Source organism: Pseudoalteromonas sp. SaAl2 (assembly GCF_052947895.1).
The window spans coordinates 3,277,354-3,293,899 of record NZ_CM129605.1 but is presented as its reverse complement, the minus strand read 5'-3'; the positions used below and the strand labels follow the sequence as shown (position 1 = coordinate 3,293,899).

The 16,546-nt window shown below is 40.5% G+C and carries 10 protein-coding genes and 6 pseudogenes; 6 read left to right on the top strand and 10 right to left on the bottom strand.

The window, feature by feature from the left end; translation table 11 throughout:
* Positions 1-5: 5 nt before the first annotated feature.
* The gene (locus tag ACU8V8_RS15535; RefSeq protein ID WP_446888098.1) at positions 6-707 is read right to left on the bottom strand and encodes a spondin domain-containing protein; all 702 of its coding nucleotides are present in this window, start codon (positions 705-707) and stop codon (positions 6-8) included.
* Positions 708-827: 120 nt separating this feature from the next.
* On the opposite strand from ACU8V8_RS15535, the pseudogene ACU8V8_RS15530 reads away from it, so the two are divergent.
* Positions 828-974, top strand: a pseudogene (locus ACU8V8_RS15530) (DUF4870 domain-containing protein); the annotation flags it as partial.
* Positions 975-1,042: 68 nt separating this feature from the next.
* The gene (locus ACU8V8_RS15525; protein WP_446888097.1) at positions 1,043-1,477 is read left to right on the top strand and encodes a YqaA family protein; all 435 of its coding nucleotides are present in this window, start codon (positions 1,043-1,045) and stop codon (positions 1,475-1,477) included.
* On the opposite strand, the pseudogene folX reads toward ACU8V8_RS15525, so the two are convergent.
* The 3 genes and pseudogenes from folX to folM form a co-directional block, all read right to left on the bottom strand.
* Positions 1,474-1,832 (bottom strand): annotated as a pseudogene (gene folX, locus ACU8V8_RS15520) (dihydroneopterin triphosphate 2'-epimerase). The gene ACU8V8_RS15525 and the pseudogene folX sit on opposite strands and share 4 nt — an antisense overlap.
* A gap of 3 nt (positions 1,833-1,835) precedes the next feature.
* Complete coding sequence (folE, locus tag ACU8V8_RS15515) at positions 1,836-2,390, bottom strand: GTP cyclohydrolase I FolE (protein ID WP_087531235.1); 555 nt, start codon at positions 2,388-2,390, stop codon at positions 1,836-1,838.
* Positions 2,391-2,413: 23 nt separating this feature from the next.
* Positions 2,414-3,134, bottom strand: a pseudogene (gene folM / locus ACU8V8_RS15510) (dihydromonapterin reductase).
* A gap of 212 nt (positions 3,135-3,346) precedes the next feature.
* Here folM and ACU8V8_RS15505 point away from each other — a divergent pair.
* Positions 3,347-4,252, top strand: a complete 906-nt coding sequence (locus tag ACU8V8_RS15505) for a TSUP family transporter (RefSeq protein WP_446888096.1) — start codon at positions 3,347-3,349, stop codon at positions 4,250-4,252.
* Here the strand turns inward: ACU8V8_RS15505 and nadE are convergent.
* From nadE to ACU8V8_RS15490, 3 genes and pseudogenes are all read right to left on the bottom strand, one after another.
* Positions 4,237-5,073 carry an ammonia-dependent NAD(+) synthetase gene (nadE, locus tag ACU8V8_RS15500; protein ID WP_446888095.1) on the bottom strand — a complete coding sequence of 279 codons (837 nt, stop codon included), beginning with the start codon at positions 5,071-5,073 and terminating at the stop codon, positions 4,237-4,239. The two genes, ACU8V8_RS15505 and nadE, sit on opposite strands and share 16 nt — an antisense overlap.
* Before the next feature lie 58 nt (positions 5,074-5,131).
* Complete coding sequence (locus tag ACU8V8_RS15495; RefSeq protein ID WP_446888094.1) at positions 5,132-5,761, bottom strand: YceH family protein; 630 nt, start codon at positions 5,759-5,761, stop codon at positions 5,132-5,134.
* Positions 5,762-5,779: 18 nt separating this feature from the next.
* Positions 5,780-9,140, bottom strand: a pseudogene (locus ACU8V8_RS15490) (ATP-binding protein).
* Between the two features lie 235 nt (positions 9,141-9,375).
* On the opposite strand from ACU8V8_RS15490, the gene ACU8V8_RS15485 reads away from it, so the two are divergent.
* The 3 genes and pseudogenes from ACU8V8_RS15485 to ACU8V8_RS15475 all read left to right on the top strand — a co-directional run bounded on the left by ACU8V8_RS15485 (position 9,376) and on the right by ACU8V8_RS15475 (position 13,729).
* A complete protein-coding gene (locus ACU8V8_RS15485) occupies positions 9,376-11,670 on the top strand; it encodes a penicillin acylase family protein (protein ID WP_446888093.1) in 2,295 nt (764 codons plus the stop codon).
* A gap of 210 nt (positions 11,671-11,880) precedes the next feature.
* Positions 11,881-13,412 (top strand): annotated as a pseudogene (locus ACU8V8_RS15480) (GNAT family N-acetyltransferase).
* Entirely contained in the window at positions 13,412-13,729 is a 318-nt protein-coding gene (locus tag ACU8V8_RS15475) for a DMT family transporter (RefSeq protein WP_016709982.1), read from the top strand. Before ACU8V8_RS15480 ends, ACU8V8_RS15475 begins: the two are co-directional and overlap by 1 nt.
* Before the next feature lie 47 nt (positions 13,730-13,776).
* Here the strand turns inward: ACU8V8_RS15475 and ACU8V8_RS15470 are convergent, their stop codons facing one another.
* The 3 genes and pseudogenes from ACU8V8_RS15470 to ACU8V8_RS15460 all read right to left on the bottom strand — a co-directional run bounded on the left by ACU8V8_RS15470 (position 13,777) and on the right by ACU8V8_RS15460 (position 16,529).
* Positions 13,777-14,658 (bottom strand): DMT family transporter, encoded by an 882-nt coding sequence (locus ACU8V8_RS15470; RefSeq protein WP_446888092.1) that lies wholly within the window; start codon positions 14,656-14,658, stop codon positions 13,777-13,779.
* A 273-nt stretch (positions 14,659-14,931) separates the two neighbouring features.
* Positions 14,932-16,144, bottom strand: a pseudogene (locus ACU8V8_RS15465) (M56 family metallopeptidase).
* A gap of 10 nt (positions 16,145-16,154) precedes the next feature.
* Positions 16,155-16,529 carry a BlaI/MecI/CopY family transcriptional regulator gene (locus ACU8V8_RS15460; protein WP_446888091.1) on the bottom strand — a complete coding sequence of 125 codons (375 nt, stop codon included), beginning with the start codon at positions 16,527-16,529 and terminating at the stop codon, positions 16,155-16,157.
* Between the last annotated feature and the right edge of the window lie 17 nt (positions 16,530-16,546).

Genomic DNA, 16,546 nt, shown 5'->3' with positions numbered 1-16,546 from the left:
CTCTCCTATTTAACCGTCACAGTTAATTTTGCAACAGGGTTCAACCATCTGTGTACCGTGTTATTTAAATCACTATTTCCACCTTCTAGGTCGTCATCGCCTAGAGCACCCGGGTGAATGTGTACCATGGTATTAGTATCGCCAATAGAAATACCTGTACCGTTAGTGCCTGCTTGGCCGCCCGGCGCTGCAGGGATACCTAATACACCTGGTGCACCCGAGCCCTCTACTACAAGCTCGTTATTTGCTTCTGTACCTGCATCATAACCATTTAGATAAACAGTATAGGTGCCTGCTTCTGTTGGGACTTTCCAGCTATCTAGGCCTACAAACCCATCATTGGTTGGCAGTAACATAGCCGTTACAGATAGATATTCGTTACCATCGGTAGTTGTAAACTCTGCTGTTGCAGATGCTGCTGGTGCTAAAAGACCTGCCGCTGGGTTTTCCGCAATATCGCTGCTCGATGCTGACGCTTGAGTAACAAGCGCTGATATATCGCCGCCTTCAGCCATTGCTTGCAGTGCAGCAGAGGCTTCGGCTGCTACTTCAAATAACTTATCTTCACTGTCATGTGCTGTTATTAGTACCGGTGTAAAGTAAAGGCCTTTAGTAAGGTTAGTAATTTCTACTTCTAGCTCTGCTGCCAGTGTTGATTGGCTAGCCACTGCTAAAAGGGTTGCAACTGTAAATGTTGAAGCTTTCATTATTATTTCCTGTAAGTGATGATTCAGGCTAAGTATTGAATAACCACCTCAAGAAACTCTCACAAAGTTATCACTTTTTTATCACAGCGCTACCAGAGCACATTTTGTAGTATAAATTATTGCAGTTGTTTAATGTTTGTTGTGATCGGCGTTATTTTACTCCCTATCGTAGCTGTATTTTCATTCATTATGGTTGTGGTTGGAGCTATAAAAGCTAATGACGGTAAAGAGTTTAACTACCCAATTACGTTAAATTTGATAAAATAATTTATCAAATTAATTATAAGAACCCAGCAACATTGCTGGGTTTTTATTTGCTTAACCAATAGAGCAATATGGCGTATTTAAGCTTATTTTTAACGGCATTCATCTCGGCAACCTTATTACCTAGTTCTTCAGAGGTTGTGTTAATGGCCATGATAACGCAGGGAGACTACCTGCTTTGGCTATTGTGGTTGGCAGCCACTGTGGGTAATGTTTTAGGCAGTTGTATTAATTACTGGCTAGGTACGCAAGTAATGCGGTTTAAAGATCGTAAATGGTTTCCGGTTTCGCAAACAAATATAGACAAAGCCCAAGTGCGTTTTGAAAAATACGGTGTGTATAGTTTATTGTTTGCGTGGCTACCCATAGTAGGTGATCCGCTCACTGTTGTTGGGGGGATTTTTAAGGTTCGTTGGTGGACATTTATATGCTTGGTCGCACTTGGCAAAGGGGCACGCTATTTGATGGTGCTGGCCTTTGCCGTAGGCTTAGATAAAGTGATTTAAGGCTTCACCCAATCGAGTGTGAGGGACACTGAATCAGCGAAGCGTAACGCATGTGGTTTATCTACACGTGCTTTTGCATAATGTACGCTGTTGTGACTATGACAAGCTGCTAAAATCTCTGCCACGAGCTTTTCTAAAAGCAAAAAATGCCCGTTTTCTACTATGTTTATCACCTCTTTGGTGATCACTTTGTAGTTTAAAGCTTGATCAACCTCATCGGTTTCACACGCTTGCTCAGCAGGGTAATGGATTTCTAGATTAATCACGACATCTTGCTTTTTTCACGCTCTTCGGGATTAAAACCAATAAAAGTTCGCAGCCGCAAGTTAGTGACATTAATGATCGCATTGGCCATAGCTTAACCTTTTATCAATTGTAAAAACTCATTGCGGGTTTTAGGATCAGCCCTAAAGTTACCTAGCATAACCGATGTACGCATGCTTGAGTTTTGCTTTTCAACACCGCGCATCATCATACACATGTGTTTTGCTTCCACTATAACGCCAACACCTTTCGCGCCCGTAACTTCCTCAACAGCTTTGGCTATTTGATGGGTTAATTGTTCTTGAATTTGAAAACGTCGTGCGTACATATCTACAATACGTGCAAACTTAGATAAGCCTAATACTTTACCATTTGGAATATAGGCAATGTGGCAACGTCCAACAAAAGGCAATAGATGGTGCTCACACATTGAATAAAGCTCAATATCTTGGATCAAGACCATATCATCTGCATCTGATGTGAATACTGCATTATTGGTAATTTCATCGAGTGTTTCGCGATAGCCTTTGGTTAAATACTCCATCGCTTTAGCTGCGCGTTTTGGTGTATCAAGTAAGCCTTCGCGTTGCGGATCTTCACCCACAGCACTGATTATTTCTTGGTAGCTATTTTTTAATTCATTGTGCATAAAGTTCTCAATTTTTAAATACGTTATTTTAAATGTCTACCACCATCCACTGGAATTGACCGCCCAGTGATGTAGTGGCTATTTAGTAATAGTTCGACGCTGTTTATAATTTCTTGGCAACCTGGCTCAATACCCATCAGAGATTTTTTTAGCGTTTTTTTGCGATAAGCTTCATCGTCGTCCTGATTAAATATAATCAGTGAGGGGGCAATGGAGTTAACTTTAATTTGCGGTGCAAACTTAGCAGAAAAAAGATTTTGTTAGGTTATCCAGTGCAGCTTTACTTGCTGCATAGGCGAGATGTTTTGGGCTACCTGTTTCAACAACATAGTCAGTTAGATGAATAATATCAGCTGGGGTATGTTCATTGTTTTGATGCGCTAATAAAAGCTCAGCACAATTTAAATTAATTAAGTAAGGTGTTTTAGCATGTATGCGCATCATATTGTCGAACAAGTCAGCTCTATCAGGGTTATTCGCTTCGCAGTCCCAGCTAGATGCGTTATGAATAATTGCTTTTAGTGACTGAGTATGGCTTTTCAGCGTCGTTATAAATTCATTAATAGCTTCATCACTATTAAAATCAGCGGCAATACAGGTCGCGCCTTTTGCTGCTAATTCATCTATAGATTTGTGGCGGGTGCGATAGGTAATAATGATTTTTTGCCCTTGAGTGAGCAAATGCTGTGCTAGTGCTAGCCCAATTCGCTGGCCGGCACCCGTAATTAATATGGGAGATGTCATAAATATGGTTGTTCTCTGTTAAACGCTATGTATTAACTTGCGTTACTATAAACTAATTTACAGTATTATTTCACCCTCAGTGTTGTAGGGTTATTATGTGTTTTTACGGATTAATCTATTTATTCGATCAATGTATTAATTATTATCACTTTGCTGATGATTTTTTTAACAGCATAATAGGAGTGTAGTCTAGATAGAGTTGGTTCATTCCCTTGTTTACACATGTTTTAAAAATCAAGCCCTGGCTATTACCAGCAATCTTTATTGTAATTATTTACAGTGGCTTATTGATCAATCAAGGCTTCTCTGAGCTATTAAGTAATTTCATTGCACAAATAAGTATCGCTGTGACTATGGCCGCAGGCTCATTTGTTGCAGGTGGCACGGCGTTGGGTGGTGGAGCGGTCGCTTTTCCCGTAATGACCAAGTTACTCGTCATTGACCCCGCAACAGCTAAGGTATTCTCTTTAGCTATTCAAAGCTTTGGCATGAGCGCCGCCGCGATAACTATCATTTTTACTGGAATTAAGTTTTATCGCAATGTAGTGTTGGTAGCCGCTCCTATTGCTATAGTGGGTTCAAGTATAAGCTTGTTGTTTATTGCCGAGTATTTGCCAAGGTTAGTTGTTAAAGGAGTGTTTAGCTGCTTATTACTGTGCTTTGCATTAACGTTGTTATGGCGCTTATATCACAGGCGTCAGTATGTCTGTAGTGAGACAGCTATCTGCGTTGATTATGTCTCGCTCGCTGTTGTTGCCTTTGTTGGCGGTTTAGCGTCGGGACTTGTTGGCTCTGGTGCTGATATCGCAATTTTTGCTTTATTAATTATTGCTTGCAATGCCAATATTCAAAAGGCGACGGCAACATCAGTATTAATAATGGCGCTCACTTCGGTGGTTTCAAGTGTAATTAATTACTACTTTCTAGATGTGATTAGCCAGCAAATCGAAGCTTATTTACTTGCCGCAATACCTGTTGTTGTTGTGGGGGCACCGCTTGGTGCATATTTATGTGCAAAAATGAAAAGTGGGCAATTAATTGCGTTTTTATTGCTATTAATTGCCATTGAGGTGGTGTTTACTTTATACGAATTAACTCACAACTACTCTTCGTCATAAACAGTTGGAATGGCTTGGCGTTTGTGCTGAGTACGTAGGTATATAGCAATAAGTTTATCACTTACTTCATCGGTCACTGGCTTGCCTTCTAAAAAATCATCTATTTGCTCATAGCTAAGACCTAGCGCTTCTTCATCAGTTAAGCCTGGGCGGTCGCATTCTAAGTCAGCAGTTGGCGCTTTAGTTACCAGTAGCTCTGGAGCACCTAGCTCCTTAGCTAGCGCTCTAACTTGACGTTTTGATAAACCAAATAGTGGTGCTAAATCGCAAGCTCCATCACCAAACTTGGTATAAAAACCCGTAATGTTTTCAGCGCTGTGATCAGTGCCAACCACTAAGCCTTGAGTAAAACCGGCGATCTCATATTGCGCTATCATGCGCTGACGCGCTTTAACATTACCTTTAATAAAGTCGACTTGGGCTTGTTCTGGCACGGTTTCACCACAGCCTACAATCGCCGCGAGAGCCTGTTCATGCATCCCATCTGCCGCGGGTTTGATATTGACGGTTAAGCGCTTACTCGGTTGAATAAAATCAACGGCTAGTTGGGCTTCGTCTTCATCGGCTTGTATTCCATAAGGTAAGCGTACAGCGATAAATTGGTATTTATCAGTATTTTGCTCTTCATTTAACTGGTTAACAGCAAGTTGGCACAAACGGCCACAGGTTGACGAGTCAACGCCGCCGCTAATCCCTAATACCAATGAGCGAGAATGTGCCGCAACAAGGCGATTTTTGATAAAACTAACACGGCGGTTAATTTCATTACTTATATCTATATTTGGCTGAACTTTCATTTCTGCCACGATGTTGGCACGCATTAATAGCTCCTGATTATTTAAGGGGGTTGAGTATATTATGTTATTCATAGCGCTTAATTTAAAGCCCTAAATGTTGCTTAATTTTTTGTAATTCAGTTTTCAACGTGTCTATTTCAGCAAGTAATTCGTCCATTTCTTGCGTTTTTAATTGTGTTGGCTCAGGCTCGTCTGACACAGCATACTCAACGTTTGGTGAATCAGTGAATAAATGACTGTAACGGCTTTCTCTTTTACCTGCTTCTCGCGGGTGTTTGATTATATATTCTTGCGAGATAAGCGCATTAAGAGCGGCTTCCACTTCAGCGACATTAGAAAAATCGGCAAGGCGATTACTCCGGGTCCTCAATTCTCCCGGTGTTTGTGCTCCACGTAATAACATTAAGCATATAATTGCACGCTCTTGCTCAGTAAACTTGAGGCTGCCAAATTCAGTATTACAAAACCTGTGTGCATATTTACTCACACGCCCTGATAAGCCCTCATCTTTGGTAACGAGGCGTCGTGCTTCAAGTTCGTCTAAGGTGTTCTGCACTTGGTTTTGTGTTAAACAAAGCACAGGTTCCCTGTTAGATTTTTGGTTGCACGCATTTACAAGGCTGTTTAAAGACAGTGGGTAGTGCTCAGGGGTTGTACTTTGTTTTTCTAATAGGCAGCCTATAACACGCTGCTGGATGGCTGTTAATTCCATTATCTTTCCTTATTGTTTTTATTGACTAAGCCAATGCTCTAATTTGGGGTTTAGAGCATTAAAGTCTAGCGGCTTTGTAAGGTAGTCACTCATGCCTGCTGCTATGCACTTGTCTCTATCCCCCTGCATAGCGTTTGCAGTAAGCGCTATTATGGTAACATTCCTGTATTCTTCACCGGCTTCTCCCATTCGTATAGCTTGAGTTGCTTGGTAGCCATCCATTTCGGGCATCTGGCAATCCATTAATAACAGCTTATAAGGTGATTGAATATTGTTTTTTAACAGTGTAATTGCTTCTAAGCCATTCTGAGCAATATCAAAGTAAATACCAGCTTGTTTTAGCAAGGCGGAGGCGACGACTTGGTTAACTTTATTATCTTCAACTAATAGGACTTTAGTGACATTTGAAGAACTAGAAGTAGATGAATTGATTGCCGCTAGTGGGAGAATATTATTTTGCTGTTGCTCTACAAACTTATCATTCGCCAGTGAATCGAATAAATCTGAAGGGGTTAAAGGTTTGAAAATAATGCAGTCAGCTTCTATTGGTAAGTTCGCATTTTCTTGAGAAAAGCTCATCGGTGCCATTAATATTAGCTTTACTTTGTGGATTTTTAAGTAATTCTTAAGTTGATTTATGGCGTCGTTATTGACGTTTGAGAAGTAGTCATGGTCAACTATCAACGCGTCTATAACATCTAAAACTGTGCCTAGGTGCTCGCTTAGTGCGTTATAATCACTAATTATAGTCGGCTGCGCTCCCCATACAGTGAGTTGCTTATATGCAATTGAACTGTTTAGTGGGCAGCTATCTATAATTAATATGTGTTTGCCATTAATCAGATGGCTAGGCAAACTATTTTCTTGATTTAGAAGTGACTTCACTTTGATTGAGAAAGTAAACGTGCTGCCTTCTTCTGGCACACTAGTGACGTTGACCTCACCATTCATTAAATGACATAGCTGTTTAACAATCGCTAAACCTAGTCCGGTGCCACCATATTGACGGGTAGTTGAGGTATCTGCTTGAGTAAATGAGTCAAATAAATCAGCTTGTTTATCTGTATTAATGCCAATCCCCGTATCAACGATTGAACAATGTAAGAAGGTACCATCAGTGGTGTCTTTTAAGTCAGCAATAACAATTATTTCGCCATTTTCAGTAAATTTCACGGCATTACCTAGTAAATTATTAATAATCTGCCGTAATCTATTTGGATCGCTGCTAATTTCACTTATGTTGATTCTAGTTGCATCTAAAATGAGTTTGGTGTTGTTTTTTTCTGCTTTCAGAGCAAAAGATTCTACAACTTCCCCTAATAATTTAGGTAAATTAAAAGCAACATATTCAATATCCAGCTTACCCGCTTCAATTTTTGAGAAGTCTAAAATATCGTTAATGATATTTAGTAATGACTGACCAGAGGATTGCGCTAGTTGAATGTGGTGTAGTTGTTGTGGATCGAGTTGTGTTTGTTGCACAATATTAAGCATGCCTAATACACCGTTCATTGGTGTGCGAATCTCATGGCTCATACTCGCTAAAAACTCACCTTTTGCAGCTACTGCATACTCAGCGGCTTCTTTTTGCTGCAACCAACTGTTGCTCCGTTTCAATGCGCTGTTCACTTGAGTGTAAGCTGCCGATGAGGGCTGCAACAGCAATTAAAAAGCTTTCTTCATTACGAGACCAGTCTCGATAGTTATAACATTGCTCAGCACACACAATACCTATGGCTCCACTTCCCCCTACTATAGTAACAATTAACATGGATTCAATGTCTAATAAAGAGAGGTAAGAGTCGCAAAGTGGGGCAGTAAGTTCATGTGAGCATGCATTCGAAACTCTGATCACAGCCTGATTATCAATCGCAGTAAAGAAGGTGCTAATTTTATCCTTTTCCCACGCCTTAAAAGTTGTTCCATCTGGTAAAGAATTTCCGTAATAAGCATATGGCTGCAAGGTATCTCGATCGTCATTAAATAGCCAAATACTTGCTCGCTCAACCTTTAAAGCTTGGCATATAGCTTGAGTAATTACGTCTTTTGATTGCTTTAGATAACCTGTTAAAATTGCTTTATGTGATGTTAACGAAGCTAATGTCTCGTTGTGTAGAGCAATTTTATTATTCTCAAGCTCACTGCATTTACGAGAGTGTATATTTTGTAAGGAACCAAAAATACGTACGCAGTGACCATTACGCATTTCTGCTTCACCATGCACTAAAGCCCATATTGCTTGGCCATCCGAGTCGACTATTTCAATTTCAGCTTCATAATTTTCGCCAAATTTAATTGCTCGTTCTACCAGCTCTTTGATCGTGTCTCGGCTCTCGCCCTCTTTAAAATAGTTTAAATTAGTTGGCCAATCAGGCTGCTGTTCAAGAGGGTATTTAAATATCTTTTTAGTTGTGTCTGACCAATAAACTTGTTGGCTATCAAGGTTAAAAGACCAAGCGCCAATTTTGGCTAAGCTACTCATGGTGGTAAGCATTTTTTCACTTTGTTGCTGACGACTGAGCATTTTTAAAAAGAATAAACATGCCCAAATCAGTAGTCCAAAAATAGTAATAATCGCAAACCTAAGAGGCCAAACTGTTGATGCCGGAGGTGCCCAACCAGCTTTGGGGGCCACATATATTTCCCACTCACCGCCTTGAAACGTTAAATTTAACTGTAGTGGTGAACGTGTCAGAATGTCAGCATTACCAAAGAAGAAGTCGCCATTACTTCCCAGTCCATTTTGTCCTTGAATAGCTACATCAAAATTGTTTTTTAATTGGTTAAAGCCTGAGTTTTCGTAAATTTTCTCTATATCTAGAACAACTGATAGTAGCCCCCAAAATGAGTTGTCTTTGGTAAGATAAACGGGCACTCTGGCGATAAGAGCTTCTCCCCCTTGAATTAGTTTGAGAGGTCCTGCCATGACTATTTCATTACTATCTCGCGCTCGAATTGCGTCAGCACGCTGGTTGTCATTTTCTAAAAAATTAAGACCAATAGCCTTTTCATTACCCTTTAATGGATATGTCATACGAATAATCATGTTGGGTGCTGCACCAATGTTACGTAATTCAGAAGATGTAGCGAATAAAGGTTTTGCAATTTGTGTAAAACGTTGTTGGTCTAAGTTTGGCTCTGCAGCTACTGCTACACCAAGGCCACGAACAAGTTGAATATTTGATACCAAGGTTGATTCAAGCTGCGCTCTATAATTACTCACTTCAGACAAAATAAGTAAGCGATGAGCTTCTTTAGCACGATTATAGTTAATTCTATCGAGTACTACGCTGGTGATTAATATAAATAAAAGAGATAACCAAAACGCCAGCTTAAATTTTGATATTTGCATGTGGTCTTTAGTTGGTGACAATGGCATTGGCGTACGTACTTTTAAGATAAGGCACTTCAACTATAGCTAATTATTAGCGGAATTAAAAATCTCTACTAGAAATAAAAATATCAATATTCATCGAATTTTATTAGTGTTTTCAATAATATTGAAAATACGCATAAACATTTTTGGTTATATGAAAAGATTCATTCAAAATAACATTAATTTTTCATAAATCTGTGAGTATTATGGAGAAACTCAATAATTAAGGAATTTAGTTATGCTAAGGCTCATCAAGTGGTTGGTTTTAAGTGTACTCATTTTAGGTTTGGCGGCAACAGCTATTGTTTATGGTATCTTGTCACTGAGCTTACCAGCTATTGATGGTAAAGGGCGCAGCCAAGCAATAACCAACGAGGTACAGCTTGGGCGAGATAATCTAGGGCAAGCTGTTATAAATGCAAGTAATCGTAACGATGCTGCTTATGGGTTAGGCTTTGCTCATGGTCAAGATCGTTTTTTCCAAATGGATTTATTGCGCCGTAATGCTGCGGGTGAGCTGAGTGAATTATTCGGGGAGGCAGCGCTAGAGCTTGATAAAAAAATGCGTTTTCATCAACTACGCAAGCGCAGTGTGTCGATTGTTGAGCAGTTACCATTAAAAGATCAAGCCTTATTGCAAAGTTATGCCGCTGGAGTAAATGAGGGCTTAGCACAAGTTGGGTTTGCAAGCTTTGAATACTTATTAACAGGGGCAAAGCAAAAGCCTTGGCGTAGCGAAGATAGCTTATTGGTTATATACAGTATGTACTTGGACTTACAAACGGCCACTTTTGAGCGAGATCAAGCGCTCATTCAAATTGCTGATATTTATGGTATTGATATGGTGAAGTTTATAACACAACCCAGCCCATATCAGGCTCCACTTGATGGCAGCCAACTACCAGCGTATGAGCAGGGTATACCAGAGCTACCTACTCAACATAGTTATGTTTATCATCGTATTGAGGCCAACCAAGAGCGAGGAAGTAATAACTGGGCAGTCACTAATCAGTTAACCGCTAATGATGCTGCATTACTATCCGATGATATGCACTTGTCGATGGGCGTTCCCGTTATTTGGTATCGTGCGCAGCTTAATTATCAGCATGCCGGTCATGCTTATCAGGTAACCGGGGTATCTCTTCCTGGCGCGCCAGCCATTGTTGTTGGGACTAATAATAATGTTGCTTGGGGATTCACTAATGGTTATTTAGATACCGCTGATTGGGTTACTTTAACGAGCAGCAGTAAAACGTGGCAAGTAACTGAGCAAATAGCCCTACCTGATGGGCGCTTTGAGCCATATTTACTGACTATGAGTGAATATGGCCCTGTACGGGACATAAATGGTAAGCAGTTTGCCCTTAGCTGGGTTGCTCATATGCCTTATGCAGTGGATATGAACTTGCTGCAATTAGAGCAAGCTAAAACGGTAGATGATGCCCTTGCACTTGCCAGTGACGTCGGTATTCCTGTGCAAAACTTAATGGTTGTTGATAGTCAGGGGAGTGCTGCCTGGAAGCATATGGGAGCTATTCCTGCGCGTAAAAAGCCGAGTGAGTTGGCTGTTAGTGAAGCTGATTATTCCTCATTATGGCAGCAAAATGAGTCAGCTAGACCAAGTGTTAAAAACCCTACTGATGCGCGCTTATGGACAGGGAATTCACGTGTTGTATCGGTTGCGGATGATCTACGATTTGGCAACGGTGGTTATGCAATGGGAGCGCGTTCAGCGCAAATACGAGATAGGTTATTTGCACAAAATCACTTTGATGAAGCTGATTTTAATACGCTTCAACACGATAACGAAGCGCGCTTTTTAAAATCTTGGTACACTTTGTTATTAAGCCAATTAAGTAAACAAGCAGATACTAATCAGCAATACATAACGCTTCTTAATGATTGGCAAGCTTGTGCATGCCCAGATTCAATTGGCTATACTTTGGTAAGGGGCTTTCGTGATGAAATCATTAATATAGTATTTAGCCCATTGCAAACCCGGCTTAAGCAAGAAGCTGGCTCCCTTAGGTATATAAAACGAGATTTAGAACCGGCTGTTTGGCAGTTAATTAAGCAACAACCAACAAGCTGGTTGAGTCCTGATTATACTAGTTGGGATGAGCAATTAGCAGGTGCGTTTACAAAAACGATAGCAAATTTAACCAATAAATTTGGTAGTAATATGCAAAACTGGCGCTGGGGAGTAGTTAATGAGCTTGCCATTGAACATCCTTTTGCCCAGCAGATCCCTCAATTAAGTAAGTTATTAAATATGCCTAAAGCTCCCGGTTTTGGTGATAGTTTTATGCCAGCAGTGCAAGGTCCTAGTTTTGGGGCTTCACAGCGCTTTATAGCGCAACCGGGTCACTTAGAGAACGCAGTAATGGCTATACCAGGTGGGCAATCAGGTCATCCGCTTTCCCCGTTTTATAGAGCTGGCTTTAATGATTACATTGAAGCGAAGTTAACACCTTTGTTACCACAAGCTATCAATCACCAAATTGTTATTCAGCCTCAGTTGCGTGAATTCTGAGGATATTAAATTGATTCGCAGTGCTTATATAATGACGGCCATTGTTTTATGTTCTAGGGGCAGTGGCTGTGTTTTTATAAGCGGCTATTCAGGACCTTTCAATTACACTATTTTATCAATAAGAAAATAAATAATTATACCTTGTAGGTATAAGCTGTTTAAATGACAGGTAAGCAAAATAACTATGTCTTGCACCTCAAGGAGTTGTGTATGTCGGCAGAAAAAACCCATTTAGAAATTTGTAACTTAACCAAAGAGCAGTACCCACAAATTAAGACCTTAATGGATCAAGCCTATCCCGATTTGGGGGAGCATGGCCAACTCACACTATTTTTAGATTAATTGATCAATTTCCTGAAGGTCAATTAGGTATGGTTGACGACGGAGTCTTGGTCGGTATTGCGTTGAGTGTGCAAGTTGACTACGGGCGTTTTTCAAACCCCCATACTTATGAAGATATTGTAGATGGCCATGATCGCGTATTTAGTGATCCAGAAGGGGATGCTCTATATGGCTTGGATGTGGTTATTTCGTCTACCCACCGTGGTATGCGCTTAGGGCGTAGGCTTTACGATGCGCGTAAAGAGCTATGTCGCCAGTATAATTTACGTGCCATTTTAGCTGGGGGGCGTATTCCGTGTTATTACAATTACAGCAGTGAGATGACACCGACGCAGTACATCGAAAAGGTTGATCATAAAGAGCTGTATGATCCTATTTTGAGTTTCCAGTTATCGAATGACTTTCAAGTAAAGCGGTTACTCAAAAAGTACCTGCCAGAAGATCAAGAATCTGTAGGTTATGCCACCTTACTTGAGTGGAATAATATTATGTTTGAGCCGACAGACACGGTGCTTGAATCCACTAAATCGATTGTGCGCGTTGGCGCAGTACAATGGCAAATGCGGTGTGTAGAGTCGGTTGATGAACTGCTAAAACAAGTCGAATACTTTGTTGATACGGTCTCTGATTACAAAAGTGATTTTATTCTTTTCCCAGAATTTTTTAATGCACCTTTAATGGGCCTGACGGAACAAAGTAATCAAACCGAAGCAATTCGTTACTTAGCCGAATATACAGAAACCTTTCGTGATGCGATGTCACGTATGGCCATTGAATATAATGCAAATATTATCACTGGCTCGATGCCGTTGGCCGAAGGTGATAAAATATATAATGTCAGTTACTTATGTCATCGCAGTGGTAAAATTGATGAGCAACGTAAAATCCATATTACCCCGCATGAGCAAAATGACTGGGTGATTCAAGGCGGCGATAAAATTGCGGTATTTGATACTGATGCAGGCCGTGTTGGTATCCAAATTTGCTACGATGTTGAATTTCCTGAGTTGTCACGTATTTTGGCAAAACAAGGACTCGATATTCTATTCGTACCCTTTTGGACTGACACCAAAAATAGCTATTTACGGGTACGCCACTGCGCGCAAGCTCGTGCCATTGAAAACGAATGTTATGTGGTTATAGCCGGCTCTGTGGGTAATTTACCTGAAGTCGAAAGCCTTGATGTGCAATATTCACAATCAGCGGTATTAACACCGTCTGATTTTTCGTTCCCTCATGATGCTACGCTTAATGAAGCAACCCCCAATACTGAAATGTTATTATTTAGTGATTTAGATATGGATAAGCTGAAAATCCTTCATAGTGAAGGTACGGTGCGTAACTTAAAAGATCGTCGTGAAGATCTGTACGATGTAATATTGAAAAAGAGAGAAAATTAATGGCGTGGATTTACTTAATTATTGCTGGCTTGCTGGAAATTGGCTGGCCAGTAGGGTTAAAGATGTCGCAAGAGGGTGAAAACCGTTGGCTAGGAATTGCGATTGCGGTGGCGTTTATGGTCGCCAGTGGCTTTATGTTATGGCTAGCGCAACGTGATATTTCGATGGGGACCTCCTATGCGGTATGGACTGGTATAGGTGCAGCAGGGACATTCCTAGTCGGTATTTTATTTTATAACGATGCCGCGACATTCGGCCGTATTGCGGGTGTATTGATGATTATCAGCGGCGTGATCACCTTAAAAATTAGTCATTAACAGCAGAATTTAAACATTATAAGGCGGCCCTATTGTAGGCCGCTTTTTTACGTTGAGGGTAACATCACTAACACCGCAGCTATGGCAATCAATAGCAGCCCTGCGCTGTCTTGGCGTTTTAATGGTTGCTTGAGCCACAACACTGAGATCAAGATGGTAAAAAACACTTCCACTTGCCCTAAGGTTTTAACATAGGCGACATGTTGTAAGCTCATCGCACTAAACCAACCAATTGAACCAATACAGCTAAAAAAGCTGACTAAGAAAACCATTTTTTTGTAATGCCACATCTGTTTAATTGTTTGCGGCTCTTTAATTAGTAGGTAAACGAGTAATATCAAGCTTTGCAGACCAATGACAAACAGTAATACCCATGCTGCCGAATGTGGAAACAGTAAGCCTGAATTTAAGCTGGCTTCACGCACCCATAAAGATGTCAAAGCAAAGCAGCTACCGCACGCTAAACCAATTAATGCGGTAGTTAAGTTAAACTGTTTAACCTTGGCAATGCCACTAAGTAATAGCACGGCTATTGCACCGATAAATACACCAAGCCAACCAAGTAAACTCAGTGTTGAGCCGAAAAATAACACCCCTAAGATAGCTGCCACGAGTGCCTCGCTTTTAGCGAGACCTGCGCCTACAGCATAATTATTCATCTTAAAGAGTTTAACCATTAGCCCAGTAGCAACTATCTGCATAAGGCTAGCCCCAACAATGAAAAGCCAAAAAGCACTATTGAAAGTAGGTAAAGACGTCGGTTGATATTGATACAAAGAATAAAGGTAAATCGCCGCTATGGGGCTGGCAACTATGAATCGAGAGAGGGTAACACCTGCAAGGCTCATATCTGTACTGAGCTTACTTTGTAGCGCATTACGCCATGCCTGCATAAAAGCGGCTAAAAAAGTGAAAAATATCCAGACCATAATAAACTCAGCGTGTTCAAGGTAAAGCTAAATTACCAGCTGAGGCACTTTAACGCGAATCAATAATACGTAATATGAAAATATATCAGCTGCGACAATATGTCACAGTTTCAAAGTGCTAATACTGAGCTATAGTGACACTGATGTTATTGTTAGCCGCCATTGCTTAGTAAGTAATGGCGGCTTTTTTAATTTAATCTTTTTATTAATTGGCAAAAACGCTAAAGCAAGCGGCTTAAATAAGGCGCTTGCTTTAGGGTTTTCTATTACCACTTATTTAGCCGCAACAGTCACTTTTTCAATAAGGTCTTCTGATTTGTAATGCTTATCTATCGCGAAGTCTAGTTGCACCAATACATCTTTGAAGCCTGAATGTGAAGGCTTATATTGCCATTTCATTAATGCTTTTTTCGCCTCGCGGTTAAATACACCTGCAGGCTTTGCATTAACAACGGATACGTTTTCAGTATTTCCAGCTTGGTTTATATCGTATTTTAATACTACTGAACCGCTGATGCCTTGCTCTGCAGCTTGAATTGGGTAAACAGGTTCAATGCGCATAGTAGGTGAAATTGCATGTTTGTCTGTTTTAACTTCTGGTTGTTTTGCGCTAGCAAAGCTACTAAGCATGCCGGCAGCAAAAATCAGTAAAGCGGCCTTAGCAACGAATGAACTATTACCGTTGTGTTTAATTTGCTTGAGTCGTTGAAGCATCGTATTTTTATCTCCATAGTGTGAATAGGCCATCAAACCTGTGCGGGTATTAGCCGCGCAATTAATGAGGGCTTTGCTGTATAAAATTCGTTGATGTTTATTTTTTTGTCGCAAGTACGGTCTCATCGCATGAGAGTTCTTGTAAGCGACGAAAGCTCATGTAACCAAGCCATGCAATAGGGTTAAACCAAAATATGAGAGTGGCTAATAAGCACACCATATTAAGTAAGTTGTCTCTGCGTTTTATGTGGACTTGTTCGTGTTCGATTATCAATGCGAGAGATGCACGGTCTGTTTTTTGTAAATATCCCGTTGGCAGCACCAGTTGTGTGTTCAATAGGCCGATTACCATCGGTGTATTTACCGTGTCACTTTGCAATAGCGTAATATTAGGGGTTTGCTCAGCTAATTGCTTATTATGCAAAGGAGCCAGTTTTAGCTGTTTTATAAATTGCTTGTGTGTCATAACCGCGATTACCGCTAAAAAGCTAAATACCATGCTATACAGTAATACCCAGCTAATGCTGAAGTGACTGTTTACATGTTGATTCGGTGTAATCAACATCGTACTCATTGCCATATTTTGAATTGGCTTATAATGTTCTGGTAAGTTAACCAGTAGCAGTGAAAGCGGCACCAATAACCATAATTTATAAACAAAATCTGCACTAAGCCATTTTAATGAATAGCGCTCTAAAATGAGTAAACTCAGGATCAAAGTGGTTACTAATAGCTGTTGCTCAATAAGCCCGTTAAATGTGCTCTCTAACATGGTTGCGTCCTTACTTTTGTTGTTTTTCCCAGTCATCAATCACTTTTTTAAGTTCGTTGATGTCTTGTTGAGAAAGCTGCTCTGATTTTGCAAAACCACTGACGAGCGGTGCTATACGGCCACTGAAAAAGCGCTCAATAAAGTTTTGGCTTTCTTTTTGTGTATAGTCAGCGCGCTCCATGCAAGGAGTATAAATATACTGGCGGCCTTCTTTTTCAAAGCTAAGTGCACCTTTTTTAACTAAGCGGCCTAGTAATGTTTTGATGGTTTTTTCATGCCATTGCTTTTCATCGCTTAAGCGTGCAATGATTTGACTTGCTGTTGCCGGGTAGCTCAGCCAAAGTGCATCGATCACCTCAAATTCTGCTTTCGATAATTCAATCATTCATATATGCCTACAAG

What these genes read in the sequence shown, in the direction of transcription:
- ACU8V8_RS15535 (WP_446888098.1), bottom strand. Translation starts at nt 707, where the DNA reads ATGAAAGCTTCAACATTTACAGTTGCAACCCTTTTAGCAGTGGCTAGC.
- ACU8V8_RS15525 (WP_446888097.1), top strand. Translation starts at nt 1,043, where the DNA reads ATGGCGTATTTAAGCTTATTTTTAACGGCATTCATCTCGGCAACCTTA.
- folE (WP_087531235.1), bottom strand. Translation starts at nt 2,390, where the DNA reads ATGCACAATGAATTAAAAAATAGCTACCAAGAAATAATCAGTGCTGTG.
- nadE (WP_446888095.1), bottom strand. Translation starts at nt 5,073, where the DNA reads ATGCGTGCCAACATCGTGGCAGAAATGAAAGTTCAGCCAAATATAGAT.
- ACU8V8_RS15495 (WP_446888094.1), bottom strand. Translation starts at nt 5,761, where the DNA reads ATGGAATTAACAGCCATCCAGCAGCGTGTTATAGGCTGCCTATTAGAA.
- ACU8V8_RS15485 (WP_446888093.1), top strand. Translation starts at nt 9,376, where the DNA reads ATGCTAAGGCTCATCAAGTGGTTGGTTTTAAGTGTACTCATTTTAGGT.
- ACU8V8_RS15475 (WP_016709982.1), top strand. Translation starts at nt 13,412, where the DNA reads ATGGCGTGGATTTACTTAATTATTGCTGGCTTGCTGGAAATTGGCTGG.
- ACU8V8_RS15470 (WP_446888092.1), bottom strand. Translation starts at nt 14,658, where the DNA reads ATGGTCTGGATATTTTTCACTTTTTTAGCCGCTTTTATGCAGGCATGG.
- ACU8V8_RS15460 (WP_446888091.1), bottom strand. Translation starts at nt 16,529, where the DNA reads ATGATTGAATTATCGAAAGCAGAATTTGAGGTGATCGATGCACTTTGG.